Here is a 26,127-nt window from a genome sequence, read left to right as displayed (position 1 = left end):
CTCCTCAATTCTTTTTAAGTTTTTTTACTAATCGATCTACCAATTCCTTTAACTCTGTAAATGTTTCTTCATAGATTGCTTTACTGCCACCATACGGATCTACAACATTTTCTAAACTACCTACACTTGTATATTCTTTAAGTGTAAAGACCTTCCCTTCTGCATAAGGAAAATTAGCGATGACTGCATCTCTATGAGCTGCTGTCATTGTTAAAATTAAATCTGCCCAGTTCATTTCAGTTCCCGATAATTGCGTTGCTAAATGCTGGTGTGTCATATTCGCTTCATTCAGTATTTGTTGCGCATGTGCAGACATTTCAGCGTTAGGCATAGCATAAATACCTGCTGAACGAACCTCAATATTGTCAATTTGTTTATGTTTCAAAATTACTTCTGCCATTGGACTGCGACAAGTATTTCCTGTGCACACAAATAGTATATTCACACTTATCACCCTCCTACTAATTAACATTTTGCTGGATAGCTAGAATACTCATAATGATAAAAATAATGCCTGCAATAATTTGAATATTCTTTCCCAAAAAAACCTGACTCCTACGGGCAATGACTAACGCCCCATAAGAACAAATAAGAGCACTCATTCCTGCACTAATGATAAAAATCGTTTTCTCTAAATTTAGCATACCAAAAGAAACACTTACTGAAAAGGTATCAAGGCTGGCAGTCACGGCTAAAAGGACAGGTGAAATCGTTACTTTTTCATCTTTATGTGAAACTAATAGTAAATGCAGGCCAATACTAAACAATAAAATACTTGAAATCCATTGCCCCCATTCTAACAAGAAGCGCACTAAATAATTCCCTAATTCAAATCCTAACAATGGGAAAAGCATATGCAATGCCGCCGTCCACACTGACAATAATAATCGATATCTAATATTTGGTATTAATACATATAAACCAATTACATCAACTGACGTTAAAATACCTGCAAGAATTCCCTGCAAGAACGCACTCCCTCGCTACCTAATATTTTATCATTTTATGCTAGAAAATACAGTATTATCATAATTTCCGGCATACATTTATTAAATCTATTGGTAACTAAAAAACTCACCTATTTATTGTAAAATAGATGAGTTTTTATTTTATTTCGCATACCATTTTCCACCAGCTGCTTTTTCAAGTCTATTCATAATGGCTGCACCGACACCTTCAGTCGATGTTGTCGTCGCTAATATCAATGAGGCTTGCGTTTTATCACAAGCACGTAATGCATGGTACAACGCCGCACCCATCTCTTCTTTAATACCCGCTTCGCCAATCGAGAAATAATAATCTGTCTTGATAATACCAAAACTTTCTGGTGCAAGTAGCGCGACTTTATGCCCTTCTAATTGAAGGTGCAAAATGGCCTGTGCCACCTTCTCCTTATCACAATCAATTAAGTATACAGGTGCATTCGGAGCATAATGCGTATATTTCATGCCTGGGGCTTTCGGTGTAGACGCCATTTTCTGTTCTATTTTTGTAGGCTGAATAACTGGTCCAATTACTTCCTCAAGCATTTCCTTCGTAATACCACCAGGACGTAAAATGACCGGTGGTTCGTGCGTAACATCAAGCACAGTTGATTCAAGACCAATGCCTGTAGAACCTCCGTCTAAGATATATGGTATATAGCCTTGTAAATCGTCCTTTACATGAATCGCTTCAGTTGGACTTGGCTTTCCACTACGATTTGCACTTGGCGCAGCAAGTGGTTTTTTAATCTGTTGGAGTAATGCTAATGCAACTGGATGATCTGGCATTCGCATTCCGACAGTGTTCAATCCTGCTGTCACACTTTTCGCTAGCACGTTTGGCTTTACCGGCATAACTAGCGTAAGAGGACCCGGCCAGAATATATCCATGCATTTTAATGCAACTTCTGTAATATCTTCTATATAAAGCTTAACTTCTTCTTTTGTACCAATGTGGACAATGAGTGGGTTATCTGAAGGGCGACCTTTTGCCTCAAATATTTTTTTTACAGCACAATCATTTGTTGCAACAGCGCCTAAACCATAAACCGTTTCAGTGGGAAATGCCACAACCTCACCTGCATTTAAGATATCCACAGCCTGTGTATAATTCGTCTGACTATTCACATTACTGTCCACAATCTTACAAACGGTTTCCATGACGAATACCTTCTTTCAATTGTTCGTATTTACTGAATTTATCCACATTTTGTTAATAACTTACTTAAAATTGTGTATAAGTTATCTGAATTTGTGCACAATTTATTCGAATAAGCCTTTAATCCATTCCCAAATAAAGAATGTCACCTGTTCTTGTTCTTCTTCCACTTCATCCTCTTTTTCTGGTTCACAAACGGACGGAAATATGCTACACCACCAGTTGTCACCACGTGCATCACCTATTTTCACGACGATGGAATGGTACATATTTTGTGGATAAAACATCGCATCTTGTCTCTTTGGTGGAAATAAGTTATCCCCAAGTTCAACCTGTGTACGTACTTGTGGATAATTTACTTTTAATTCTTCTTCAATTTGCTGTTTTAATGTTACAAATTGCTCACTATCCACAGCATTAGTAGCAGCTACTAGATTAAAATAAGGTTTCAAATCTTTCACAAGTTGCTCTTTTTCTAATTGATCGCTAGCCGTATTACTATTTGCAATCACTCTTATACGAAAATCGTTCTCTTGCTCACTATTCGTCGTTCCCTGTGCAGCGCCTATTAATGATGGAATATATAAAATACATAATTGTAAAACTATCGCCATTAATACTAGCCTCACAAAAGCTAGTAAGATATTTTGTTTAGGTAATCTAATAATCTTGTATTCATTCAACATAAAAATCCCTCCTTGCTCCACATTGTTGTCAAGAAGGAGATTCTTTATACATGAATCTCACAAAAAATCATTCTAGGTTTTCCATTAATATCTTTTCCTACGGTAACAGTAGCCTGTGGAAAACTATCCTTAAAAAATTTCGCCACCTGTTCCCCTTGCGTATAACCAATTTCAAGACCAATGAGAGATGGCCTGTTCATAAGTGCAGGCAATTGTTCCGCTAATTTACGATACAACATGAGTCCATCTTCTTCAGCAAAGAGCGCGCTATGCGGCTCATGCTCCAAAACTATATTAGACATTTCCTGCGCTTCATCAAATGCTATATATGGAGGATTCGATAGTACAACATCAAATTTCTCCCCTACAAGTGGCTCCGTTAAATCCCCAAGTCGAAAATCAATATCTGCTGCTAACAATCGTGCATTTTTTTGGGCTGTTGATAGGGCTGCAACCGATAAATCTGTTGCCACTACTATTAATTCAGGGCACTCTAGCTTCATAGAAATAGCTATTGCACCACTACCTGTACCGATATCTGCTAGTTTCAATGCTTTATCTTGAAATATTTGACCGATACGATTTACAGTTCCAAGTACTAACTCCTCTGTTTCCGGTCTAGGAATAAGCACCGATTCATCCACTAAAAACGTACGACCATAAAATTCTTCACTACCGACACAATATTGCACAGGACGTCCGTTGGCATGCTCCTCAATTAGCGCTACAAATTGTTCACCTTGCTCAATACTTAATACATCCTGCAAGTGTAGCATGACACCTGAATATGAAGTGCCTAATATGTGCTGCATCACAATGCGTGCTGCTGTTTCTTCACGCCCATTATCCACTAAAAAAGAAGAAGCCCAATCAAGGGCCTCCATCACATTTTTATAAATCATCGTTTAATCGCTCAAGCTTTGATGCCTGCTCTTCTAAAATAAGTGCATCAATGATTTCGTCCAGTCTACCCTCGACGATTTGATCAAGCTTTTGAATCGTTAAACCAATGCGGTGGTCTGTCACGCGGTTTTGTGGATAATTGTATGTGCGTATACGCTCGGAGCGGTCTCCCGAACCTACTGCTGATTTACGTGTTGCATCGACTTCCTTTTGTGCTTCTTGCAAATACTTATCAGCTACACGCGCTCGAAGAATTTTCATTGCTTTTTCACGGTTTTTAATTTGAGAACGCTCATCTTGCATGGATACGACAACACCTGTTGGTAAGTGAGTCATACGAACAGCTGACATCGTTGTATTTACTGACTGACCACCCGCACCAGAAGATGCAAATGTATCAACACGGATATCTTTCTCATGAATTTCAACGTCTACTTCTTCAACCTCAGGTAAGCACGCAACTGTTGCTGTTGATGTATGAATACGGCCTTGTGATTCTGTTGCTGGCACACGTTGTACGCGGTGTGCACCATTTTCAAATTTGAATTTTGAATACGCACCTTGCCCGTTAATCATAACAATAACTTCTTTATAGCCGCCCATTGGGTTTGGCGTTGCTTCCATAATGTCAATTTTCCAGCCCTGTGTTTCTGCATAACGCGAATACATGCGGAATAAATCCCCTGCAAAAATATTCGCCTCGTCACCACCAGCTGCACCACGAATCTCCATAATAACGTTTTTATTATCATTTGGATCTTTCGGGATTAGTAACACACGTAAGCGTTCTTCTAATTCCTCTTGCTGTTCTTTTAAGGAATTGAACTCTTCCTTCACCATCTCGTGCATGTCAGGATCTTTTTCGTTATCTAACATTTCACGTGCATCTGCTAATTGCGCTTTTACTTCTTTATATTCACGATAGGCATCTACTGTTTCCTGAATATCAGACTGTTCTTTTGAATAATCACGTAATTTTTTATTGTCGTTCACAATATCAGGGTCACTTAAAAGCTCATTCAGCCTTTCATAGCGATCCTCTACGGCTTGCAGTCGATCAAACATGGGGTTTCACCTCTATTTAGTTATTTAGTTTTATTCAGCGGACGACAATTACGCCCTAACGTAATTGAAGTATAGTAATTTTCATTAATTCCACTACTTAGTATAAGAAAAATTTCGCATGTATGCTACTTTTTCTTATTTAGTTAAAGCGTTACCTTCTTTTAAGTCGCTACAACCAATACATACAAAGTCGGGCTCACATTTACCGCAACACTTGCTGTTTTGTAACTGTTGCTATAGCAATGCGACAACAGGCAATTGGCATTTTCACACTTTCTTTATAGTGATGGATGTGCGTGACATTTGCGACATACAGGAAAGTAGGAATCATTGCCGCCAATTTGAATTTGGTCACCTGTGTAGACAGGATGCCCATTTTCATCAACCCGTAAATTCATTGTCGCTTTTTTATGACAGAACCAACAAATTGTTTTCATTTCTTCAATTTTATCTGCATATGTAAGCATATACTGACTGCCTTCAAACAGCTCATTTTGAAAATCATTTTTCAAACCAAAGCCCATCACTGGAATATCCAGCTCGTCCACAATATTCGCTAATTGCAACACATGCGCTTTTTTTAAAAACTGTACTTCATCGACAAGTACACAATATGGTTTCATGACATTATTTTTCACAAGTTCATAAATATTTGTATCTTCATAGACAGGGGTGGCTTGTTGTCGTAACCCCACTCGACTTGAGACATATCCTACCTCATCTCGCGTATCAAGCCCAGATGTAAAGATCATCACTGGCTTTTGTTGTTCCTCATAGTTATGCGCAACTTTTAATATCTCAATTGATTTACCACTATTCATCGCGCCATGCTTAAAGTATAACTGCGCCATTTTGTTTTCTCCCTTTCCTCTATCGATCATGGATTCTCACTTTATGCAGTAGAATTTTCCCATGGTGGTTAGCGACTTTGCTTCATTGACCTGTATCGGTAAAAACGCCACCTTTAGCAATTACAACAAAACGACATCGTGTCGGCTCATATGCATGCTGCTTAAACACTATTCAAAATCCAGACGCCAAATATTTTTGACGTGAAAGCGAAGCGGCAGCAGGCGTAATTGAACAAAAAGACCGTACACACACTCACTATTTACTGAAAAAAATACCTGCCAAGCACATGCTTGGCAGGTATTAAACTAACATTAGTTTTTAAGACCGTATTTTTTGTTGAAACGATCCACGCGACCATCAGCAGACGCGAATTTTTGACGGCCAGTGTAGAATGGGTGACAGTCGTTGCAGAACTCGACAACGATGTTTTCTTTTACTGAACCAGTTTTGAAAGTGTTACCACAAGAGCAAGTTACTGTTGCTTCTTTGTAGTCTGGATGAATTCCTTGTTTCATATTCGTTTTCTCCTCTCGCCCTGAACCATCTGGAACAGAGTATTATCGAACTGCACCTTACATAGCCCGAATATGTCGGCTACATATGTACACGTTACATACTTTAGAAGTATAACATAAATAATTTCTTTATATCAAGAAAGAAAATCGATAAAAAGGTGCTTTAAATGTCAATCTTATACTTATCCGCGAACTTCACGATAATCATGATCTTCTAATCCGATTTTTTTATTACGTTCCTTGAAACGAATGTTATGCGACGAAACATACGCTACTTTTGGTGCATCAGGCTCTAGATATAGTTTTGCACTATTTAATGCTAATACACCATCCGTAAATGCCCCAGCTATTAACCTTACTTTACTAGGATGATCTATAAAGTCACCCGCTCCAAAGAGGCCATCAATATTTGTTTCTCGCTTTTCATTTACAATGGCAACACCGTCTTGTATGTTGATGTCCCATTTTTCTAGTGCTCCATAGTCACATTTTAATCCATGATTAACAATGACTGCATCAACCTTAATACGCTCCATTACGCCCGTTTCTTTATGCTGTATCGAGACGTATTTAATCAAATCTTCATCGCCATGTAACTGAACTACTTCATATGGTGTCCTTACATTTACTGTGGATTCACGCATTCTTAAAACATTCTTTTCATGGCCACCGAACTCATCACGGCGATGGACAATTGTTACACTTGCCGCAATTTGCTCTAACTCATTTGCCCAATCAACAGCTGAATTGCCACCACCAGAAATGAGGACATGTTTGTTACGGAAGACTTCTAATTCTTGTACAGTGTAATGTAAATTGGTTACTTCAAAGCGATCTGCGCCTTCAATCTCTAGTTTTTGCATAGCCAGAACACCATAACCAACGGCTAGAATCACTGTCTTTGAATAATGTTTCTCACCAGTCGATGATGTCAAAACAAATGTACCATCTGCTTGCTTTTCTAAATTTTCAACCTTTTGGTTCAACACAATTGCTGGATCAAATGTTTTCGCCTGTTGAACTAATTGTTCGATTAATTGTCCGCCTAATATAGGTGTTACACCACCTACATCCCAAATCATTTTTTCAGGGTAGATTAACATTCGACCACCTAATTGCGAGCTGTATTCAATAATTTTTGTTTTCAGATCTCGCATACCACTATAAAAAGCAGTATATAGCCCTGCTGGACCACCACCGACAATCGTTACATCATACAGTTCTTCCGACATATACTAAATACCTCATTTCATGTTTTTCATATTTGTTAACAGGTTTTTGTACTAAGCACCGCATCTTATTTTTCATTTATTTTCTTTTCAACCAACATATTTGTCACTTCTTCTACTTGTGCAAGAACAGCAATCAGATCATATGGCCAAAATCAATCCGGATTTAAATAGAAGACTTTGTTATTTTTCACTGCGTCGATTGATAACCATAAAGCATCTTCTTTGTTTAATGCGGCACCTTTTGACTCATCTAGAAAAATATAGTCTCCTGCATATTCAGGTAACACTTCATAAGATACTTGTTTATACGTTTCACCGGTATCGATTAATTCCTTTTGAAAGTAGCGTCTTCTTTACTACTACAACCTACAAGAATCAGTACAAGTATAAGAAAAAAACCTACAAAAAATATATTTAGTTTTTTTCATTATTAATCTCCCCTATCATTGATAATAATATTCATTCTCAATAATAGTCACTAAAAAATGCCTCATACCTTATTCCTTAATGCGTGCTAATAAATATAAGAAATATGGTGCTCCTAATACAGCAACTACAATTCCTGCTGGAATTTCCGAAGGCTCTAAAATAGAACGACCAATTGTATCGGCCATTAAGACGAGTAGCCCTCCTACTAATGCTGATGCTGGCAGTAAAAATTGATGTTTTGCCCCAACGAGCTGACGTGCCAAATGGGGTGCAATTAAACCAACAAAGCCTATACCGCCACTTACTGAAACACTTGCTCCAGCTAGACCTACTGATGCCGCTAATAGCCAACGTCTTTCCTTTTCAATGGAAGCGCCTAAGCCAACTGCTGTTAAATCACCTAAATTCAAAATATTTAATACTCGTGATTTTGCATAAACGAATGGGAATAATATCAATAACCAAGGTAACAATGATAAAACAAATTTCCAATTCGAACCCCAAATACTACCAGCTAACCATGTGGCAACAAATTGATAATTTTCAGGTGATAAACGGAGCGTCAATACAATCATTGCTGAACTTATACCTGCTGCCACAGCAATTCCTGTTAATAATAGACGCATTGGTGTAATCCCTTCGTGGCGTTTATAGGAAAGTGTATATATGACAATTGCTGTAAAACCTGCCCCTACAAAGGCTAACACTGGTAGCAAGTAAACTGGAGCTGCTGTTGTAGCTGGGAAGAACGAAATAAACAACATTACCGCTAAACCAGCACCTGCGTTTATCCCTAAAATACCTGGATCCGCTAATGCATTTTTAGAAATCCCTTGTAAAATAGCACCTGAAACAGCTAAACCCATACCAACCAATACAGCGATAATAATACGCGGAAGTCTAAATTCATATAAAATTAGTTGCTGTTGTGCATCCCCCTGACCAAACAGAGTACGTATGACCTCCATCGGTGTTAGCTTAATAACACCTGTATTCATACTAATCACAAACGTAATGACAATTAACACCACTAGTATGCTTAAAATAAAGAAATTTTTCTTCCTAGCCTTTTGTTGACTGGCTGTTAGAAAACTATTATGACTCATAGTTCTTTTCCTCCTTTACGCGCGAGGTATAGGAAGAATGGAACACCGATAAAGGCAATAATTGCGCCAATTGGTGCTTCGTAAGGTGGATTGATGATACGAGCAGCGAGATCCGCTAACACAACAAGTAAAGCTCCATACACTAACGAACAAGAAATAATCCAACGATAATCATGACCTACTATGTATCTCGTTAAATGAGGAATTATTAATCCAACAAAGCCGACTGCTCCTACTACAGAAACAGCTGCTCCTGCTAAAATAAGAACTACAATCATACCCCAAACTTTAATAACTGCTGTGCGCTGTCCTAGCCCAATGGCAATTTCTTCTCCTAAGCTAAGGAGCGTAATGGAACGAGACAGTATGAGCGCACCAATCATAGCGACAAGTATCCAAGGAGACAATATCTGAAGGTGATACCATTTCGTCCCCGACACACCACCTGCATACCAAAAAGCTAAATCCTGTCCAATACGATAATACAGTGCAATCCCCTCACCTAATGCTCCTAGAAGTGCACTAACTGCTGCTCCTGCAAGTACTAAACGCATTGGTGTTAAACCACCTTTTGCTAACGAACCTATACCATAAACAATTAATACCCCTAACCCTGCTCCTACAAATGACCATAAAATCAAAAACATATAGGGTAAACCGGGGAAAAAGGCGAAACATACTGCAAGCATAAATGCTGCTCCTGAGTTTAAACCTAACAAACCTGAGTCTGCTAGCGGGTTGCGCGTCATTCCTTGCATAATAGCGCCCGCCACCGCAAAGCAGCCACCTACTAATGCAGCTCCAAGTACACGTGGCAATCGAATATCACGAATAATTTGATGTGCGGTTAAATCTGATGAAAAATGAAAAACAGCTGCCCATACAGTGCCCAATGAAATATCAGCTGCTCCAAATGAAATGGACAAACCTATAGCAAATAGTAATCCAACAAAACCTACAATGAGTGCCACAACAGCACGTACTGGATGAGAACGTCTTTGTAGCTCTTCTAATGTTCCGAGCCCTTCTACTGCTTCTGCTGACGAAGTCATGCTTTTCCTCCTTAATATCTATCCGTTTAAAACTTTATCCCACTTTTAGCTGGCAATCAGACTACACCACGGAATTCCTGAGTAAAGCCATACATTCACTTACCATAATTCGGTTCAACGGATTGTGGCGGTCTTAATTTGAGTTCCTCTTTCATCATGGGGGAAGAAAGGACTCCCCCCCATGATGAGAAGGGAACTTTAGTTACTCAGCTTCACTTGTTTTTTCGTATAATTGGTAAGATAAGCAAATGGGGTTACTACTATATGGACAAAGAGCCATCGTCGCATCGATCTTAAATACTTTTTGTAAATTTTCCTTTGTCATTACTTCATCTGGTTTACCATTTACCACTAATTGTCCGCTTCTCATCGCAATCATAAATTGAGAAAAACGGGAAGCATGATTTAAGTCGTGCAAGACCATAACAATCGTGCGTCCTTCTTCTACATTTAACTTTTGCAATAATAATAGAATATCTAGCTGATGCGCTAAATCCAAATAGGTCGTTGGTTCGTCAAGAATAAGAATATCTGTGCCTTGGGCTAAAGCCATTGCAATCCACACGCGCTGACGCTGACCTCCCGATAATGCCTCAATTGGACGATCACTAAATTCTCTTAGCCCTGTGACATCTATAGCCCAATGAATATATTCGAAATCCTCCTTACGCAACGTGCCAAAGCCTGTTTGATGTGGAAATCGACCGTAGGATACTAATTCAAAGACTGTCAAACCACCTGGAGCCGTTGCTGTTTGTGGCAGAATCGCCATTCTCTTCGCTACCTCTTTGGTCTTCAGCTGGTGAATTGCTTTTCCATCCAAATATACAGCGCCTTCTTGTGTTCTGAGGACACGTGCCACAGCCTTTAATAATGTAGATTTTCCACAGCCATTCGGACCGATAATTGTAGATATTTGCCCTTTTGGAATCGCTACACTTAAGTCCTCCACAATTAATGTCGATGAGTAACCTATGGCAACATGCTCTAGTTCAAGGACTGTCATATTAAACTCCCTTTCCCTTTTAGGATTAAATTGATTTATAGATAAAGGTGTAGAAAGGTGAAAACATCACCACCATTTCTACACTATGGTTAAACACATTTATTAGTAAAATTAAATTTGCAAACCAAATTGTGCTGTATAAAGACCATAATAAGCATTTTGTATATTCATTAATTCATCATGTGTCCCTTCCTCAATAATGCCCTTCTTCGACACAACAACGATACGATCAGCGTCTTTTATTGTTGCTAAACGGTGTGCAATGACTAATGTTGTACGCCCTATGGATAGTTCATGTAATGCCTGTTGAATTGCCTGCTCTGTTTCTGTATCTAATGCAGAGGTTGCCTCATCCAAAATCAAGATTTTTGGGTTTTTCAGGAAGATACGTGCAATGGATAGTCGTTGCTTTTGACCTCCTGATAGCTTGACTCCACGTTCGCCAATTAAAGTGTCTATGCCCTCTGGTAAGGCATTAATAACTTCCTCTAGCTGTGCACGCCTTGCCGCATGCCAAATATCTTCTTCACTGGCCTCTAAATCACCGTAAGCAATATTTTCTCGAATCGTTCCATCAAACAAGAACACATCTTGCTGTACAATCCCAATATGACCACGAAGAGATTGTAGCTTGAAATCTCGTATATCAATGCCGTCAATCTTAATAGCCCCTTCACTTACCTCGTAAAAACGGGGTAACAGACTACAGATGGTTGATTTACCTGCTCCAGATGGACCAACAAGTGCAACCGTTTCACCTGGGCGCACCTGAAGATTAATATTATTTAAGGTGCGTTCCTTATCGGTATAGCCAAAAGATACATGACTAAATGTGATGTCTCCTTCAATGACCTCAATAGCCTTCGCCTCTGGGCGATCAGCAATTTCTGGTGCTGTTTCAAGGAAATCAATATATCGTTTAAAGCCAGCCATCCCTCTAGGGTAAGTTTCTATAAACATATTAATTTTATTAATAGGCCCTAAAAGGATACCTGATAATAAGATGAAAGCGATAAACTCACCATTTGTTAACTGCCCCTGTAAAACAAAGTACGCACCCACAAAAAGTGTGAATAATGATAAAACCTTTGTTAAAATGCCTGAAATGGCTTCATTCCATGCCATTACTTTATAAGAAAATAGTTTAGTCGCTCTGAATCGATTATTATTGACCTTGAAGCGCTTAATTTCATGTTCTTCATTTGTAAAAGCTTGTACAACACGGATACCACTTACATTGTTTTCTACACGTGCGTTAAAATCTGCAATATCTCCAAACATTTGACGGAATGCTTTTGACATAAGCTTGCCAAAAATTATTGTGAGTAACAGAATGATTGGTACTAGAATAAAAATAAGTAGTGTGAAGGTTGGATCAATGTAAAACATTACGCCGAAAGTACCAATAATCGTCATTGCAGCAATAAACATATCCTCTGGACCATGATGAGCAAGCTCTCCAATATCCATTAAATCGTTTGTTAGTCGTGAGACAAGATGGCCTGTTTTGTTATTATCGAAATATCGAAACGAAAGTTTTTGTACATGACTGAACGATTCCTTTCGCATATCTGTTTCGATATTGATTCCTAACATATGTCCCCAATAGGACACAATAAAATCTAAAATCGAATTGAATATGTATAACAAGAACAACAGCAAACTCGCCATTACAATCCACTTTAATTCACCGTCAGGAAGGATATCATCAATCACCTTATTTAATACCAATGGAAAAGCTAGCTCGATGAGGGCCGCTATTATAGCACAAGAAAAATCTAGTATAAATAGCCCCTTATATGGCCTGTAATAAGAAAAGAAACGTTGTAATAACATTGATGAGACCTCCCATTTTTTAAATACTTATATCAAATAACTGATTATTGTATTCTTACAACGATCGATAATGATTATCATTCTTATTTAAGATATACAATACTTCCTAATATTGCAATCTATTTGAATAACTACAACGAAATTTACGCTATTATTTAATAGTCTAGTAAATGAGCTACCCGACAATACATCAGGTAGCCCATCTCTCGAAATATTTGTTTATTGCTTTGATTTCGCTTTTTCTACAATTGGCAGCCATTGCTTCTCAAAATCTATTGCGGATAATATATCTGATTAAAGAATATTCAATTTTATTACCATTATTATTTTTCTCCACTATATGTAGATTGCTACTGTCATTGTTTATTTATTTTTTTGAGACTCTGTAAATTCTACTATTTTATTAGCCATATCCTCAGCTTGATGTAAACCCGAAAGTGGATCAGAGGCAAAATAATACTCTGGCGCTAAATCAATTATTTTATTATTTTTCACAATATCTAAATTTGTCCATGTTGATGGAAATTCTCCACCCTTATTAAAGAAATTTATGAGAAATACATAATCACCAATGTAGTCACCGACCACTTCATAGGAGATATCATAGCGCCCACCACCAGATTCTTGCGTATCAAACAGTTCTTGCACTTTCTCTTGTGGCTTCATGGTAAGTATTTGGTATAATGCTCGGCCACCTGACACGCTATTATTCCCCACGATTGTGGCATTTTTTTCAAATAGATCAAAAATAGTAAAGGTTGCCCCTTCAGGTATTGCAGCATTTATTTTGTTTTGTGCGTTAGCTATACGATTATCGAAATCTTTTACAAATGCATCTGCCTCTGCTTGTCTGCCAAGATATTCACCCATTGCTTTGATTTCATCGGCTGCTGTTTTATGGGCTGATTCAGAAAACACGATTGTTGGTGCTATTTTTTCGTATTTTTCTACATCTTCTTTATTCCAGGTAATGATTAAATCTGGTTTTAATTCTAAAATCTTCTCCAAAGAAGTATTACCGTCTGTTCCAATATTGTTAATTTCCCCATCTTTATAATAAGGTTTTAAAAACGCAGCATAGTCTAAATTAGCTGTAACTGCTCCTACTGGTACAACATCTAACGCTAGAATCTGACCAAGATACCAATCTGTCACTATTCTTTCTGCTTTTACTGGAATTTCAACTTCTCGGCCACTATCATCTGTGACTGTTCGAATTGTAGATTCTTCAGTCTTAGGCGTACCTTCTTTGTTATCAGCTGTTTGAGACGTATCATCACCACATGCTGCAAGTAATACCATTAGACCCAACAAAAAAGGCATCTTTATGTGTTTCATCATTTTCTTCATCATGAAATCATTTTCCCTACTCTCAAATCGTATTGCTTGCGCGAGCTGATTCTCATTGTATTGAAAACGATTCTCATTTGTAATAGCTAATTCGGACATACCGGATGTATATTTCCGCCTAAAAATACTAGGTGCCATAGTTGTTTCCTTTTTAAAGGCTCGACTAAAATAATATTCATCTTCATAGCCAAGTGATATCGCTATTTCTCTGATGCCATAATGATTGGACAATAGATAGTGCTTGGCACGTTCAATTCGAAGTTGCTGCAAATAAATTTGTGGACCAATACCATAACGCTCCTTAAAAGTACGCAAAAGATGTCGTGTACTAATTTTGAGCGAATCTGCAAGTGTCTGGATAGCAACCGGCTCATGAATATGTTGTTCTAAATAGAGACGTGCCGCTTCTACTTTATCCATTTCATGTGGCTTCCCCAATCCTTCATGCAACTCTTGAAAAATACGATAGATGAGTTCATAAAAAGAAGCCTTTACTGATAGATGGTCCTGGATAGAGCTTGTTTTCCATTTATCGTACATGTCTTGAAGTAACATATGAATGCCTAAAGCATTTGCTGGTACACAGGTGAAATCCGTTTGAAAAGGTTGAAACTGCATGTATAAATGCTGTAAAAAGGCGTCTGCGTAAATAACATCGCCTTTATAGTGCATCATGTAATAGCTGATGCTATCCTTTGCTTTTATATTTAGTGATTGAGACTTTCCAATATGGAAAATACTAAAGCGTTGTATTAGATAAGGTTGATCTCCAATTAAGACCTCTGCCTCGCCCTCTGTGATGACTAGTAATGTGCTATGATTCACTATCGTATTTATTTGTATATCAGTATTATTTATATATTCAAACTGCTTCAGTTTGATATATGTGTTCTCCCAAAGAAGCATATACGCCTCATAATTCATATCTTTCTCCTTTTGAAATGTAATAGTATATCTTCATTATATTGATAACGATTATCAATTTCAATTAGACTTTTAAAACAAAAAAATCACCATTAACTAAATCTAGTCAATGGTGATTCTTAATTGTTATAGTAAACCCTTACCTTTAGTAGCTTTCTTCATATCCTCATTTAACTTCTCGAAAAATTCTTCGTTTGATTTTGTTGTGCGTAACTTTTTCAAGAAACGCTCCGAAAAATCAGAAGAATCCGAGAATGTTTTACGAATTGCCCATAGCTTTTCAAGTTGTTCCGGTTCAAGAAGTAGCTCTTCTTTTCGTGTACCTGAACGACGAATATCAAGCGCAGGGAAAATACGACGCTCTGCTAATTGACGATCTAGGTGAAGCTCTAAATTCCCTGTACCTTTAAATTCTTCATAGATGACTTCGTCCATTCTTGAGCCAGTATCGACTAAAGCCGTAGCTAGAATTGTTAAGCTACCACCTTCTTCAATATTACGGGCAGAACCGAAGAAACGTTTAGGTCTATGGAAAGCAGCAGGGTCAATACCACCTGATAGTGTACGACCACTTGGTGGAATAACTAAGTTATAAGCACGTGCTAAACGAGTAATGGAATCCATTAAAATAATTACGTCACGTTTATGCTCAACTAAACGGCGCGCACGCTCTAAAACTATTTCTGCAACCTTTACGTGATTTTCTGGTACCTCATCGAAAGTAGAACTAACTACATCTGCATTCACAGAACGTTCAATATCTGTTACTTCCTCAGGACGTTCGTCAATAAGTAATACAATTAACTCTGCTTCTGGATAATTCGTCGTAATTGAGTTGGCAATTTCTTTTAGTAACGATGTTTTACCTGCTTTTGGAGGCGCAACAATTAAACCACGCTGTCCAAAACCTACTGGTGCCACTAAATCCATAATACGAGTCGATAAATTTTGCTGTGTTGTTTCAAGCTTGATTTGTCGATCAGGATATAACGGCGTCAAAGCCGGGAAATGGACACGTTCTTTCGCTACTTCTGGATCTTCGCCATTTACAGCATCCACTTGTAGCAGACCGTAATAACGTTCGTTTTCTTTCGGTGGACGCACCTTTCCAGATACCTTGTCCCCGTTACGTAGGTCAAAACGTCTAATCTGAGAAGCCGAAATATAAATATCCTCTTTACTTGGAGAGTAGTTAATTGGACGAAGGAAACCAAAGCCCTCCTGCGATACAATTTCAAGTACTCCCTCCATGAAAAAATAACCCTCTTGTTCTGAACGCGTTTTCAAAATAGCAAAAATTAATTCTTTTTTTGTTAGCTTGCTATAATATGAAATTTTATATTGGCGTGCGAGGGCGTAAAGCTCTTTTAACGTCATGTTTTCTAATTGAGCGATTGTCAATGCAGACATATGCACAACTCCAGTCTTTTTCAAAATATATTGCTTTTGTGGGGGTTATCATTGAAGTTTTTTTACGAAAGGCTATGTTAAAACGGTTGATATCCGTACCTGTAATACGCTCGATTTCCTGGGATAGAGGCTAGCTAAGCCGCTTTGCGCTCCGTGCAAGATCTTAGCTTCACTGCTAATTCCTTAGGAGTTGAGCTACAGTTACTCTCCAATCAACCATACAAAACATTAAAGTATAACATTGCCTTATAAAACTATGGGATGGTTTAAATTAAGAAGAAGTTACCTAGCGCAAAAAAGATGCGCTAGGTATATTTTAGAAGAAATTATTATTAATAGCTAGGTTTTTTCTCAAGAGCGTGACGACCTTCTACAAAACGAACAGTACCTGATTTTGCTCGCATAACTACTGAATGTGTTAATGCATAGGCACCTTTATACTGAACTCCTTTTAAAAGCTCGCAATCTGTTACAGCTGTTGCTGCAAAAATTGCATCGTCCCCTTTTACTAGGTCATCTAAATAAAGAACTTTTTCAACATCTACGCCCATTTTTTTGCAACGCTCCAACTGTTCCTCGTCTTCTGGCACTAGTTTCGCTTGGAAGTCTCCGCCAAGGCATTTTAATGCAACCGCAGAAATAACACCTTCTGGTGCACCGCCCATTCCGAACATAATGTCAATGCCTGTTTCATCGAAAGCGGTGTTAATGGCTGCCCCAACATCGCCATCTTGGATAAATTTAATTCGAGCTCCAGCTTCACGAATTTCATCTACAATTGCTTGATGGCGTGGACGATCTAATAGAGTAGCAACCACGTCTGAAATATCTTTATTTTTTGCCTTTGCTACTTGTAATAAATTATAAGTAACAGATGCATTAATATCAACTTTCCCTGCCGCTTCTGGTCCTACTGCAATTTTCTCCATGTACATATCAGGTGCATTTAATAGATTGCCTTTATCTGCAATAGCAAGTACTGTCATTGCACCATTCGTACCTTTAGCTACAATATTCGTACCTTCTAAAGGGTCAACTGCAATATCTACTTGTGGACCACCATTACGAAGGCCAAGCTCTTCTCCAATATAAAGCATTGGCGCTTCGTCCATTTCACCCTCACCAATTACTACTGTAGCATGCATTGGAATTGTATCGAACATTGAGCGCATTGCTGTCGTTGCTGCATCATCTGCCTCAATTTTCAAACCGCGACCCATCCATTTCCCGGATGCGATTGCTGCTGCCTCTGTTACTCGTACTACTTCCATCGATAAACTACGTTCCATTGTTGTTTTTCCTCCCGTTATCGGCATATTTCATTCGCCGAAACATTCAAATTACCTCTATTGTAACATAATTGGCTCAAAACTTTTACCACACATTATTCCTTTAGCTCTGCTACCCCGACCATTATTGTCTCACGTCGAATATCTGCGCCTAAATCACGTAATTTTTCAATAAGTGAGCTATAGCCTCGTTCAATGTGATAGATATCGTGAATTTCAGTTTCACCTTCAGCTAGTAATCCAGCTAATACTAAAGCTGCACCAGCGCGAAGATCTGTCGCTGTCACATTTGAGCCATGTAATTTATTGGGACCGGAAATAATCGCTGTATTTCCTTCAACACGTGCATTTGCATTCATACGACGAAGTTCATCTATATGCTTAAAACGGGCTGTATATATTGTGTCTGTTACTTTTGAAGAACCGAATGCCTGTGACATCAAAACAGAAAGTGGCTGCTGAATATCTGTAGGGAACCCAGGATACACTAATGTCTTGACATCAACTGCTTGCAATGTTGTAAGGTTGGTTTTCGGAATATAAATACTTTCCTCGCCTATTTCAATCTTCACACCCATTTCACGAAGCTTTGCTGTAATTGCCTCTAGATGTAGTGGAATTACATTATCAATTGTCATGCCATCGCCAACTGCCGCCGCCATAATCATAAAAGTTGCCGCTTCAATACGATCAGGAATAATTGTATGCTCTGTGCCATGAAGCTCATCAACTCCGTCAATACGAATAACACTCGTACCAGCGCCTTTAATATTGGCACCCATGTTTGTTAGAAGTGTTGCAACATCAATGATTTCAGGCTCCTTCGCCGCATTTTCAATAATTGTACGCCCTTTTGCACGTACAGCGGCCAACATAATATTAATTGTTGCCCCAACGCTTGCAACGTCTAAATAAATTTTTGCGCCAATCAATTCATCTGCACGTAAATAGATCGCTCCATGCTCATTTGTAATTTTAGCTCCAAGTGCCTCAAAACCTTTAATATGCTGATCGATTGGTCGTGGTCCTAGGAAACAGCCTCCAGGTAAACCAATCACTGCTTTCTTAAAACGACCAAGCATTGCCCCCATTAAATAATAAGAAGCACGAAGCTTTTTCACGTTACCATTCGGCAATGGCAGTGCAATCATATCGGACGGATCAATAATCATTTTACCGTCTTCAAAAGTCACCTCTCCGCCAATCTCTTCTAATAACGCCTTCAATGTCCAAGCATCTGAAATTTCTGGTATCCCTCCAATAGTCACTGGAGAGTTCGCCAAAATTGATGCTGGAATTAAGGCGACCGCACTATTTTTTGCACCACTAACTTTAATTGTACCTTTAAGACGATTCTCGCCCGTAATTTTGTATACATCCATTTTGCGTTCTCCCTCATGATTGGAAAGTAATTTTTGCGTCTGGCTCACTTTATAATCTTATTATTCGCCTTTTCTCTTATTCCAATCCGCTAAAAATCCTTCAATTCCTTTTTCCGTTAATGGATGGTGGAAAAGCTGCTTTAATACTTTATATGGAGTGGTTGAAATATGCGCCCCAGCAAGTGCTGCTGCCGTTACGTGTTGCGGATGACGAATTGAAGCTGCGATAATTTGCGTGTCGATAGTATGAATTGTGAAAATATCTGCAATAGTCTCAATAAGTTCTACACCATTTTGACCAATATCATCTAAACGACCGATAAATGGTGATACATAGGTAGCACCTGCACGAGCGGCCATTAACGCTTGGTTTGCACTAAAGATTAAAGTTACATTTGTTTTGATGCCTTTGTTTGCAAAGAAACGACATGCTTCTAAGCCAGCTGGTGTCATTGGTAATTTAACTGTGATATTTGGTGCAATCTCAGCCAATTCTAGACCTTCTTTAATCATACCTTCAGCATCTAATGCAATAACTTCCCCACTTACTGAACCATCTACAAGCTCTGCAATCTCGCGTAGACGATCGTGGAATGATACATTTTCTTCTTTAGCAACCAATGAAGGGTTAGTCGTAACACCCGATAAAATACCCCATGCATGTGCTTCTTTAATCTCATCAAAGTTAGCTGTATCAATAAAAAATTTCATATTATTTCCTCCCAAACCCTATTTTCTTAAATTATTAAATATCTGTTAAAAATATGCTATTTCAAAAACAAGAGAAGGTCGACTACAAGCATCAACACTTCTCTTATTATGTGTATTCATCTATGCTTTTGTATCATATTAGTTGCAAAAATTATGCTTTTTGTGCACTGCCGAATTCGCGAATTTTACCAATAACTGTTGTTTTAATCGCCTCACGTGCTGGTGCTAAGAATTTACGAGGGTCATAAACAACTTTATCATTGTCAAGGACTTCGCGGATAACTTTTGTTGCAGCGATTTGATTTTCAGTATTGACGTTAATTTTTGCTGTACCTAATGAAATCGAGCGTTGAATATCTTTTGTTGGGATACCTGTACCACCATGTAATACTAACGGAAGATCTGCTAAATTTGAGATTTCTTCCATTTCTTTGAAGCCTAGGTTAGGTTCACCTTTGTAAGGACCATGTACAGAGCCAAGTGCTGGTGCTAGGCAGTCGATATCAGTTAATTCAACCATTTTACGGCATTCTTCAGGATCAGCATAATTGATACCACCGATTACACCGTCTTCGTCTCCACCAACTGTTCCAAGTTCAGCTTCTACAGAAACTCCTTTGGCATGAGCGTATTCAACTACTTTTGAAGTGATTTCGATGTTTTCTTCGAATGAATGATGTGAAGCATCAATCATAACAGAAGTGAAACCTGCATCAATTGCTTCTTTACACTTATCAAAACTTGAGCCGTGATCAAGATGGATAGCTACAGGAACAGTTGTACCATAAGATTCCATTAAACCTTTTACCATTTGAACTACGGCAATAAAACCGCCCATATATTTACCCGCGCCTTCAGATACGCCTAGGATTACCGGTGATTTCTCTTCTTCTGCTGCTTGTAAAATTGCTTGCGTCCATTCAAGGTTGTTGATGTTGAATTGACCAACTGCATAACCTTCTGCCTTCGCCTTAATTAACATCTCTTTCATCGATACTAATGCCATACTAAAAATCCTCCCTTATAGGACTATTCTTTATACATAAATGTGCTACTCAATCATAGCAAAAATAGAGAACGCTGAAAAGTATTTTCAGCGTTCTCTATTTTCAGCGCGTAAGCGAAGTGGCGACGTAGCGACAGCGCCAATGTTTTCTGGACCGAAAGCGTAGTGCAACGTAGCGGCAGGTACTAACTCAATAGTATTTTCAGCGTTCTCTATTTTCAGCGCGTAAGCGTAGTGCAACGTAGCGACAGCGCCAATGTTTTCTGGACCGAAAGCGCAGTGCAAACGTTGTGTACTGTGTCCATAATGTTATAACATTGAAAAACAGGCGGTGTTCACTGCCTGTTAGTTTGACCCTTTAATGTTTTATTGACCTCGTCACGCACTTCAAAAATATCAAAAGGTTTTGTAAAGTAACGAATTGCTCCTAATTCTAAGGCCTCCTGAACAACATTTAATTCACCATAAGCAGTCATCATAAAGACCGGGATTTGGGGCCACTTTTCTTTTAAATGCTTTAAAATTTCAATGCCATCCATTCCAGGAATCTTCATGTCTAGTAATACACAATCAATTGCTTCCTCTTCTGCATAACGTAGTGCCTCCACGCCATTCGCTGCTAAATATGTAATGTAACCTTCCTTTTTTAACACTTCATTTAAAAGCAAACGAATGCCTTGCTGATCATCGACAATTAGTAATCGTTTCACATTTCATTCCGCCCTTTTTGAATTATTATTCTTGCACAAAAACATCCTATAATATGTATAATTCTCCTTTAAAATCTTAATACCTTCTAGTATTATAAATTATCTACTTTTGCTTTATACTTCTTTCAACCATATAATATTGATTGAGGTGGGAACCATGTCGAAAATTCTAACAACTCAACTAAGTGGACTTCTTCAAAGAATAACACAAAGTGAAGAGGAAGCTATTGAAGAAACAGCAAGATTACTTGCACAAGCTGGTATTGGGGAAGGCAATGTTTATTTTGCTTGCTTTGGTGAAATGCAAGTTGTCGAATTAAATGCACTTCAAGGTGTTGAACATTTTGCTAAGCTACAACCGTGGACCAATAATACTGTCGTGAGTGAAGCTGATCGATTGTGTATCTTTACACGTAATGCACAGGATAAGGATGCATTAGCATTAGCACAAAAATTGAACAATAGCTTTATTCCATTTGCAGCAGTCGCTAGTGAAGTCGCTACTACTGAAAATCTTTTAGCTGATTTAGCGTATACATATATATCCACTCGTATACGCGGTGGCTTACTACCTAATGATTTAGGTGAACGCATTGTTGTACCACATGCAATGGCAGCTCTTTTTATCTATGAGGCTGTGAAAATCGCTTATGATGAAATGCTCGGACTCGATGAAGAGGAGCTTTAAGTGCCTAGTATATGTGGATTGTGGATGAATATCCGTGAAATATAGTTTCTACCCGCAACGTAAGTACAACTACACGCCATAGCTCTAAAAATGAAGGAGCTGTCCCAAAAGTGAAAATAGTATGCTAGGAGTACTCAGTACGCCTAGCATGCTATTTTTGTTATCTAGGTGAAATTCCGCGTAGACGCCTGCGAATCATATTTACGACGAAAGCGTGAGTGAAACGTAGCGACAGGAGCAGGAAGCGTCAAGTGGAACAATGGCTAAAATCGTCACGTCCTGTGACATCTTCGTGACCTACATCCTGTTGCTGACGCTTCGCTTTCGCACATAAAACACCTGTTGCTGTCGCTTCGCTTTCGCATAAAAAGCATCTGTTACCTTGATGCGGCTCGTGCCTTGCCGGCGGAAAATGAAACGGATTTCCACCATATAGGAAACGATTTTTATTGTTTGACGGACTTTTGAGACATCCCCTTTGCTGTTGACGCTACATTGCACTTCTCTTTACAAGAAAGGAGTTGCCTCAAATAATTTTTGAGACAACTCCTTGTGTTTTTTATTTAAATGTTGCACCAATGAAATCACGGAATAATGGTTGTGGTCTGTTTGGACGCGATACAAGTTCTGGGTGGAATTGACAAGCTACGAAGAAATTGTTTTCTGGTAGTTCGATAATCTCCACTAATTTGTCATCTGGGCTTGTACCTGAGAAGACAAGACCTGCCGCTTCCATCGCTTCACGGTATTCATTGTTAAATTCGTAACGGTGACGGTGACGTTCATACACAAGCTCTTTTCCATAGGCAACACTCGCCTTTGAGCCATTTTTTAATTTACATGGATACAAGCCTAAACGTAATGTACCACCAATGTCTACGTTATCGTTTTGATCCGGTAAGAAGTCAATAATTGGATACTGAGTTGCTGCATCAAGCTCTGTTGAGTGAGCACCTTGTAAACCAAGTACGTTACGTGCAAATTCTACAGTTGCTAGTTGCATCCCTAAGCAAATCCCTAAGAACGGAACATTATTTTCACGTGCATATTGCGTTGCTAAAATTTTCCCTTCAACTCCACGATCACCGAAGCCACCAGGTACTAATATAGCATCAGCATCTTTTAATAGCGTCGCTACATTGTCAGCTTCTACATGTTCTGCATTAATCCAGTCGATATCGATATCTGAGTTAAATGCATAGCCTGCATGTTTTAATGCTTCGACAACAGAAATATAAGCATCTTGTAGTTCTACATACTTACCAACTAATGCGATTCTTCTTTTATTTGGCAAGCTCTTCACTTTCGCTACAAGATCACGCCATTCTTCCATATCCGCTTCAGGCGCTTCAATACCAAAATGATCAAGTACGATATCATCGATGTCTTGTGCATGAAGATTTAAAGGAACTTCATATAAATGTTCTGCATCACGAGATTCAATAATTTCATGTGGTTGCACGTCACAGAATAATGCTAATTTTTCTTTCATATCTTGAGGTACTTCTTGCTCTGTACGCACAACAATAATGTTAGGTTGGATGCCTAAAGAACGCAATTCTTTTACAGAGTGCTGTGTCGGTTTAGTTTTTAATTCACCCGCTGCCTTAATGTAAGGAATAAGCGTACAGTGAACATACATTACATTATTATGGCCAAGATTCGTTTTCATTTGGCGAATTGCTTCAAGGAATGGTAGGGACTCGATATCACCAACTGTTCCCCCTACTTCAGTAATGACAACATCAGCATTTGTTTCACGGCCTGCACGTTGAATGCGGTCTTTAATTTCATTCGTAATATGAGGGATCACTTGTACTGTTCCACCATTGTAATCACCACGACGTTCTTTTTGTAAAACAGATTGATAGACACGACCTGAAGTTACTGTTGAGTGTTTCCCTAAATTAATGTCGATGAAACGTTCGTAGTGACCTAAGTCTAAGTCTGCTTCCGCGCCGTCATCTGTTACAAATACCTCACCGTGTTGATAAGGACTCATCGTACCTGGGTCAATATTGATATATGGGTCAAACTTTTGTATTGTTACTTCTAATCCACGGTTTTTAAGTAAGCGTCCTAAAGATGCTGCAACAATCCCTTTACCAAGCGAAGACACAACCCCACCTGTTACAAAAATATACTTAGTCATGAAAAAATTCCTCCTTATATTGTTCTAGAAATTGCTAATAAGAAAAGTGCATTCGCGCCCTTTTGTACCTAACTATTACGGTACAGGGAGAGATGTGCCGCTAATGCTTCACTTTCGTTGGGGGGCTTAAAGCGACCTCCGACGCGTAGCGCGAATGCCTTGACATCGATTAGAAAATTTATACTTGCCTATACCTTAAAATAAGAAAAGCCGAGAATTCCTACATAAAATAAATGTAGTCGATTCGAAGCTGTAATCGTTTCTATCTCTTTTTATACTTTCCTTTATCAAATTCGTCTGGGGTGAATAGCCACCTAAAATTTTAAAGAGTACATGATACAATTCAAGATTTAAAGATATCCATCTGAGACTTTAGCTTTATTCAGTCACCGATTATTATACATAATGAATAGTTAACAACATTTATATTCATCTTTCGCCTATAATCATTAAAGAAATAACTGAAAAAGGTAAAAACAAAAAAACGCCCCTCCTGCATAGGTTTGCAGGGGGAGCGTATTGCATACACGGTCTTTCTCCTCTTTAAAGGAGCCCAAGTAAAAGATTAAACGGAACCGTGAAAGAAGTCAAGATTTTTTACTACTTGCACAAAAGTAAGAAAATTCAAAGAGTAAATAATAAATTACACTTCTTCCTCTTCTTCTTCCTCTAAATCGTCTTCGTCAATGAAGTCTTCATCGATTTCTTCAATTTCTTCGATTTCTTCTTCATCCTCAAATTCAACTTCTTCTTTTTCTTCCTCGGTATCTTCTTCAACAAATTCTTCATAATCTTCATCGAAGTCGATATCTTCTTCATCTAAATCTTCTTCTATTTCATCTTCTTCATCTAGAGTAGCCTTAGATTTTTTCTTATGAGTTTTAACAGATGGAGCTGTTTCTTCTTCAATTTGTTCAACCTTAAACCATTCTCGTAAACCCCAACCAGATTCTTGGTTGTATAAGAAGCGGCCATCTACATTCATGTCAGTGTAAAATTGTAGCAAGCGTGATTTAATATCAGCATCACTAAAACCAGTAAGCTCTTTAATAATTGTTAGCAGGTCATTAAATGACACTGAGGCACGTTTTTCAGTTAAAATTGCATAAGTTAAGTTAATTAACGATTCTTCCGCTAATTGTTCCTTTGTCATTTCACGAAAATTCAATTCGTGCACTTCCTTTCCCTCATCACATACGGATGTATTAAAATTAAAAGATGCTTTATCTACATTCAGCAGAACATGCTCAACTCTATAAGTAGTGAGATGAATGCAAGTGTAGTTTTTCCAAACACTAGCTGAATGAAAATAAAACCTCTGGCGGATGTCACAGATGTTTTGTGCGCGAAAACGTAGCGCTAACGCAGTGACAGCAGCAGATTTTGAAAAGAGTTCATTTAAGATGTTAGCTTAACCTCGTCGCATCCTGCGCCAATTTATCTGCCCGAAAGCGAAGCCGCAGGAGCGACGGCGAACTAACCTTTATCGTGCAGGCCTAAGCATAATTCAAAATCCGGACGCAATTACGCCAAGGCGAAATTGCTTTTCCGAGCGCAACTAAAAAAGGCCGCACAAAAGTAACTTTCCATACCATAAGCATAATACCCATTATATACAAAGTTTTAGTCTCTTTGCTAGCTTCAATTACTGTTTTTTATATCACGGATTATTTTAAACCCA

At 38.4% G+C, this 26,127-nt stretch carries 23 protein-coding genes; 1 reads left to right on the top strand and 22 read right to left on the bottom strand.

Annotated features, from left to right (window positions below):
- Positions 1-4: 4 nt before the first annotated feature.
- The 20 genes from ACQKII_RS14675 to ACQKII_RS14580 form a co-directional block, all read right to left on the bottom strand.
- Positions 5-445 carry a low molecular weight protein arginine phosphatase gene (locus ACQKII_RS14675; RefSeq protein WP_427460435.1) on the bottom strand — a complete coding sequence of 147 codons (441 nt, stop codon included), beginning with the start codon at positions 443-445 and terminating at the stop codon, positions 5-7.
- Positions 446-461: 16 nt separating this feature from the next.
- On the bottom strand, positions 462-968 hold the full coding sequence (locus tag ACQKII_RS14670; RefSeq protein ID WP_427460433.1) for a manganese efflux pump MntP family protein: 507 nt from the start codon (positions 966-968) through the stop codon (positions 462-464).
- A 141-nt stretch (positions 969-1,109) separates the two neighbouring features.
- Positions 1,110-2,144, bottom strand: coding sequence for an L-threonylcarbamoyladenylate synthase (locus ACQKII_RS14665; protein WP_427460431.1), 1,035 nt, complete (start codon positions 2,142-2,144; stop codon positions 1,110-1,112).
- Positions 2,145-2,246: 102 nt separating this feature from the next.
- A complete protein-coding gene (locus tag ACQKII_RS14660) occupies positions 2,247-2,828 on the bottom strand; it encodes a stage II sporulation protein R (protein ID WP_427460429.1) in 582 nt (193 codons plus the stop codon).
- A gap of 44 nt (positions 2,829-2,872) precedes the next feature.
- Positions 2,873-3,730: a peptide chain release factor N(5)-glutamine methyltransferase gene (gene prmC, locus ACQKII_RS14655; RefSeq protein WP_427460427.1), complete on the bottom strand. Its 858-nt coding sequence runs from the start codon at positions 3,728-3,730 to the stop codon at positions 2,873-2,875.
- Positions 3,720-4,796: a peptide chain release factor 1 gene (gene prfA, locus ACQKII_RS14650; protein ID WP_427460425.1), complete on the bottom strand. Its 1,077-nt coding sequence runs from the start codon at positions 4,794-4,796 to the stop codon at positions 3,720-3,722. The genes prmC and prfA overlap by 11 nt, the downstream gene beginning before the upstream one ends.
- 278 nt (positions 4,797-5,074) lie before the next feature.
- The gene (locus ACQKII_RS14645; protein ID WP_427460423.1) at positions 5,075-5,647 is read right to left on the bottom strand and encodes a thymidine kinase; all 573 of its coding nucleotides are present in this window, start codon (positions 5,645-5,647) and stop codon (positions 5,075-5,077) included.
- Positions 5,648-5,959: 312 nt separating this feature from the next.
- Positions 5,960-6,163, bottom strand: a complete 204-nt coding sequence (gene rpmE, locus ACQKII_RS14640; protein ID WP_010857976.1) for a 50S ribosomal protein L31 — start codon at positions 6,161-6,163, stop codon at positions 5,960-5,962.
- Between the two features lie 182 nt (positions 6,164-6,345).
- Positions 6,346-7,395 carry an NAD(P)/FAD-dependent oxidoreductase gene (locus ACQKII_RS14635; RefSeq protein WP_427460421.1) on the bottom strand — a complete coding sequence of 350 codons (1,050 nt, stop codon included), beginning with the start codon at positions 7,393-7,395 and terminating at the stop codon, positions 6,346-6,348.
- Positions 7,396-7,892: 497 nt separating this feature from the next.
- Entirely contained in the window at positions 7,893-8,930 is a 1,038-nt protein-coding gene (locus ACQKII_RS14630) for a FecCD family ABC transporter permease (protein ID WP_427460418.1), read from the bottom strand.
- Positions 8,927-9,982: a FecCD family ABC transporter permease gene (locus ACQKII_RS14625; RefSeq protein ID WP_427460416.1), complete on the bottom strand. Its 1,056-nt coding sequence runs from the start codon at positions 9,980-9,982 to the stop codon at positions 8,927-8,929. Before ACQKII_RS14625 ends, ACQKII_RS14630 begins: the two co-directional genes overlap by 4 nt.
- 202 nt (positions 9,983-10,184) lie before the next feature.
- Complete coding sequence (locus ACQKII_RS14620) at positions 10,185-10,988, bottom strand: ABC transporter ATP-binding protein (RefSeq protein ID WP_427460414.1); 804 nt, start codon at positions 10,986-10,988, stop codon at positions 10,185-10,187.
- Between the two features lie 111 nt (positions 10,989-11,099).
- Positions 11,100-12,824 (bottom strand): ABC transporter ATP-binding protein, encoded by a 1,725-nt coding sequence (locus tag ACQKII_RS14615; RefSeq protein ID WP_427460412.1) that lies wholly within the window; start codon positions 12,822-12,824, stop codon positions 11,100-11,102.
- A gap of 363 nt (positions 12,825-13,187) precedes the next feature.
- A complete protein-coding gene (locus ACQKII_RS14610) occupies positions 13,188-15,098 on the bottom strand; it encodes a helix-turn-helix domain-containing protein (RefSeq protein WP_427460410.1) in 1,911 nt (636 codons plus the stop codon).
- 126 nt (positions 15,099-15,224) lie between these two features.
- Complete coding sequence (rho, locus tag ACQKII_RS14605; RefSeq protein WP_427460408.1) at positions 15,225-16,508, bottom strand: transcription termination factor Rho; 1,284 nt, start codon at positions 16,506-16,508, stop codon at positions 15,225-15,227.
- A 332-nt stretch (positions 16,509-16,840) separates the two neighbouring features.
- Positions 16,841-17,797, bottom strand: coding sequence for a class II fructose-bisphosphatase (gene glpX / locus ACQKII_RS14600; protein ID WP_010857967.1), 957 nt, complete (start codon positions 17,795-17,797; stop codon positions 16,841-16,843).
- Positions 17,798-17,892: 95 nt separating this feature from the next.
- A complete protein-coding gene (locus ACQKII_RS14595) occupies positions 17,893-19,179 on the bottom strand; it encodes a UDP-N-acetylglucosamine 1-carboxyvinyltransferase (protein ID WP_427460406.1) in 1,287 nt (428 codons plus the stop codon).
- Positions 19,180-19,239: 60 nt separating this feature from the next.
- A complete protein-coding gene (gene fsa / locus ACQKII_RS14590) occupies positions 19,240-19,890 on the bottom strand; it encodes a fructose-6-phosphate aldolase (RefSeq protein WP_427460404.1) in 651 nt (216 codons plus the stop codon).
- A 151-nt stretch (positions 19,891-20,041) separates the two neighbouring features.
- Positions 20,042-20,896: a class II fructose-bisphosphate aldolase gene (locus tag ACQKII_RS14585; RefSeq protein WP_427460402.1), complete on the bottom strand. Its 855-nt coding sequence runs from the start codon at positions 20,894-20,896 to the stop codon at positions 20,042-20,044.
- A 335-nt stretch (positions 20,897-21,231) separates the two neighbouring features.
- Positions 21,232-21,606, bottom strand: coding sequence for a response regulator (locus ACQKII_RS14580; RefSeq protein WP_427460400.1), 375 nt, complete (start codon positions 21,604-21,606; stop codon positions 21,232-21,234).
- 157 nt (positions 21,607-21,763) lie between these two features.
- On the opposite strand from ACQKII_RS14580, the gene ACQKII_RS14575 reads away from it, so the two are divergent.
- Positions 21,764-22,294 (top strand): DUF2529 family protein, encoded by a 531-nt coding sequence (locus tag ACQKII_RS14575; RefSeq protein ID WP_427460397.1) that lies wholly within the window; start codon positions 21,764-21,766, stop codon positions 22,292-22,294.
- Between the two features lie 559 nt (positions 22,295-22,853).
- On the opposite strand, the gene ACQKII_RS14570 is transcribed toward ACQKII_RS14575, so the two are convergent.
- Together ACQKII_RS14570 and rpoE are read right to left on the bottom strand one after the other, a co-directional pair.
- Positions 22,854-24,446, bottom strand: a complete 1,593-nt coding sequence (locus tag ACQKII_RS14570) for a CTP synthase (protein WP_427460395.1) — start codon at positions 24,444-24,446, stop codon at positions 22,854-22,856.
- A gap of 643 nt (positions 24,447-25,089) precedes the next feature.
- Positions 25,090-25,614: a DNA-directed RNA polymerase subunit delta gene (gene rpoE / locus ACQKII_RS14565; RefSeq protein ID WP_427460393.1), complete on the bottom strand. Its 525-nt coding sequence runs from the start codon at positions 25,612-25,614 to the stop codon at positions 25,090-25,092.
- Between the last annotated feature and the right edge of the window lie 513 nt (positions 25,615-26,127).

It is taken from the genome of Lysinibacillus sp. NPDC048646 (assembly GCF_050272295.1).
Classification (GTDB): domain Bacteria; phylum Bacillota; class Bacilli; order Bacillales_A; family Planococcaceae; genus Lysinibacillus.
The sequence above is the reverse complement of the archived record's forward strand: the minus strand, read 5'-3'. Positions and strand labels throughout refer to the sequence as shown.

What these genes read in the sequence shown, in the direction of transcription:
- ACQKII_RS14575 (WP_427460397.1), top strand. Translation starts at nt 21,764, where the DNA reads ATGTCGAAAATTCTAACAACTCAACTAAGTGGACTTCTTCAAAGAATA.
- prmC (WP_427460427.1), bottom strand. Translation starts at nt 3,730, where the DNA reads ATGATTTATAAAAATGTGATGGAGGCCCTTGATTGGGCTTCTTCTTTT.
- ACQKII_RS14585 (WP_427460402.1), bottom strand. Translation starts at nt 20,896, where the DNA reads ATGGCATTAGTATCGATGAAAGAGATGTTAATTAAGGCGAAGGCAGAA.
- ACQKII_RS14610 (WP_427460410.1), bottom strand. Translation starts at nt 15,098, where the DNA reads ATGAATTATGAGGCGTATATGCTTCTTTGGGAGAACACATATATCAAA.
- ACQKII_RS14635 (WP_427460421.1), bottom strand. Translation starts at nt 7,395, where the DNA reads ATGTCGGAAGAACTGTATGATGTAACGATTGTCGGTGGTGGTCCAGCA.
- rpmE (WP_010857976.1), bottom strand. Translation starts at nt 6,163, where the DNA reads ATGAAACAAGGAATTCATCCAGACTACAAAGAAGCAACAGTAACTTGC.
- ACQKII_RS14665 (WP_427460431.1), bottom strand. Translation starts at nt 2,144, where the DNA reads ATGGAAACCGTTTGTAAGATTGTGGACAGTAATGTGAATAGTCAGACG.
- ACQKII_RS14660 (WP_427460429.1), bottom strand. Translation starts at nt 2,828, where the DNA reads ATGTTGAATGAATACAAGATTATTAGATTACCTAAACAAAATATCTTA.
- ACQKII_RS14595 (WP_427460406.1), bottom strand. Translation starts at nt 19,179, where the DNA reads ATGGATGTATACAAAATTACGGGCGAGAATCGTCTTAAAGGTACAATT.
- ACQKII_RS14620 (WP_427460414.1), bottom strand. Translation starts at nt 10,988, where the DNA reads ATGACAGTCCTTGAACTAGAGCATGTTGCCATAGGTTACTCATCGACA.
- ACQKII_RS14630 (WP_427460418.1), bottom strand. Translation starts at nt 8,930, where the DNA reads ATGAGTCATAATAGTTTTCTAACAGCCAGTCAACAAAAGGCTAGGAAG.
- ACQKII_RS14645 (WP_427460423.1), bottom strand. Translation starts at nt 5,647, where the DNA reads ATGGCGCAGTTATACTTTAAGCATGGCGCGATGAATAGTGGTAAATCA.
- ACQKII_RS14615 (WP_427460412.1), bottom strand. Translation starts at nt 12,824, where the DNA reads ATGTTATTACAACGTTTCTTTTCTTATTACAGGCCATATAAGGGGCTA.
- prfA (WP_427460425.1), bottom strand. Translation starts at nt 4,796, where the DNA reads ATGTTTGATCGACTGCAAGCCGTAGAGGATCGCTATGAAAGGCTGAAT.
- fsa (WP_427460404.1), bottom strand. Translation starts at nt 19,890, where the DNA reads ATGAAATTTTTTATTGATACAGCTAACTTTGATGAGATTAAAGAAGCA.
- ACQKII_RS14625 (WP_427460416.1), bottom strand. Translation starts at nt 9,982, where the DNA reads ATGACTTCGTCAGCAGAAGCAGTAGAAGGGCTCGGAACATTAGAAGAG.
- ACQKII_RS14570 (WP_427460395.1), bottom strand. Translation starts at nt 24,446, where the DNA reads ATGACTAAGTATATTTTTGTAACAGGTGGGGTTGTGTCTTCGCTTGGT.
- glpX (WP_010857967.1), bottom strand. Translation starts at nt 17,797, where the DNA reads ATGGAACGTAGTTTATCGATGGAAGTAGTACGAGTAACAGAGGCAGCA.
- rho (WP_427460408.1), bottom strand. Translation starts at nt 16,508, where the DNA reads ATGTCTGCATTGACAATCGCTCAATTAGAAAACATGACGTTAAAAGAG.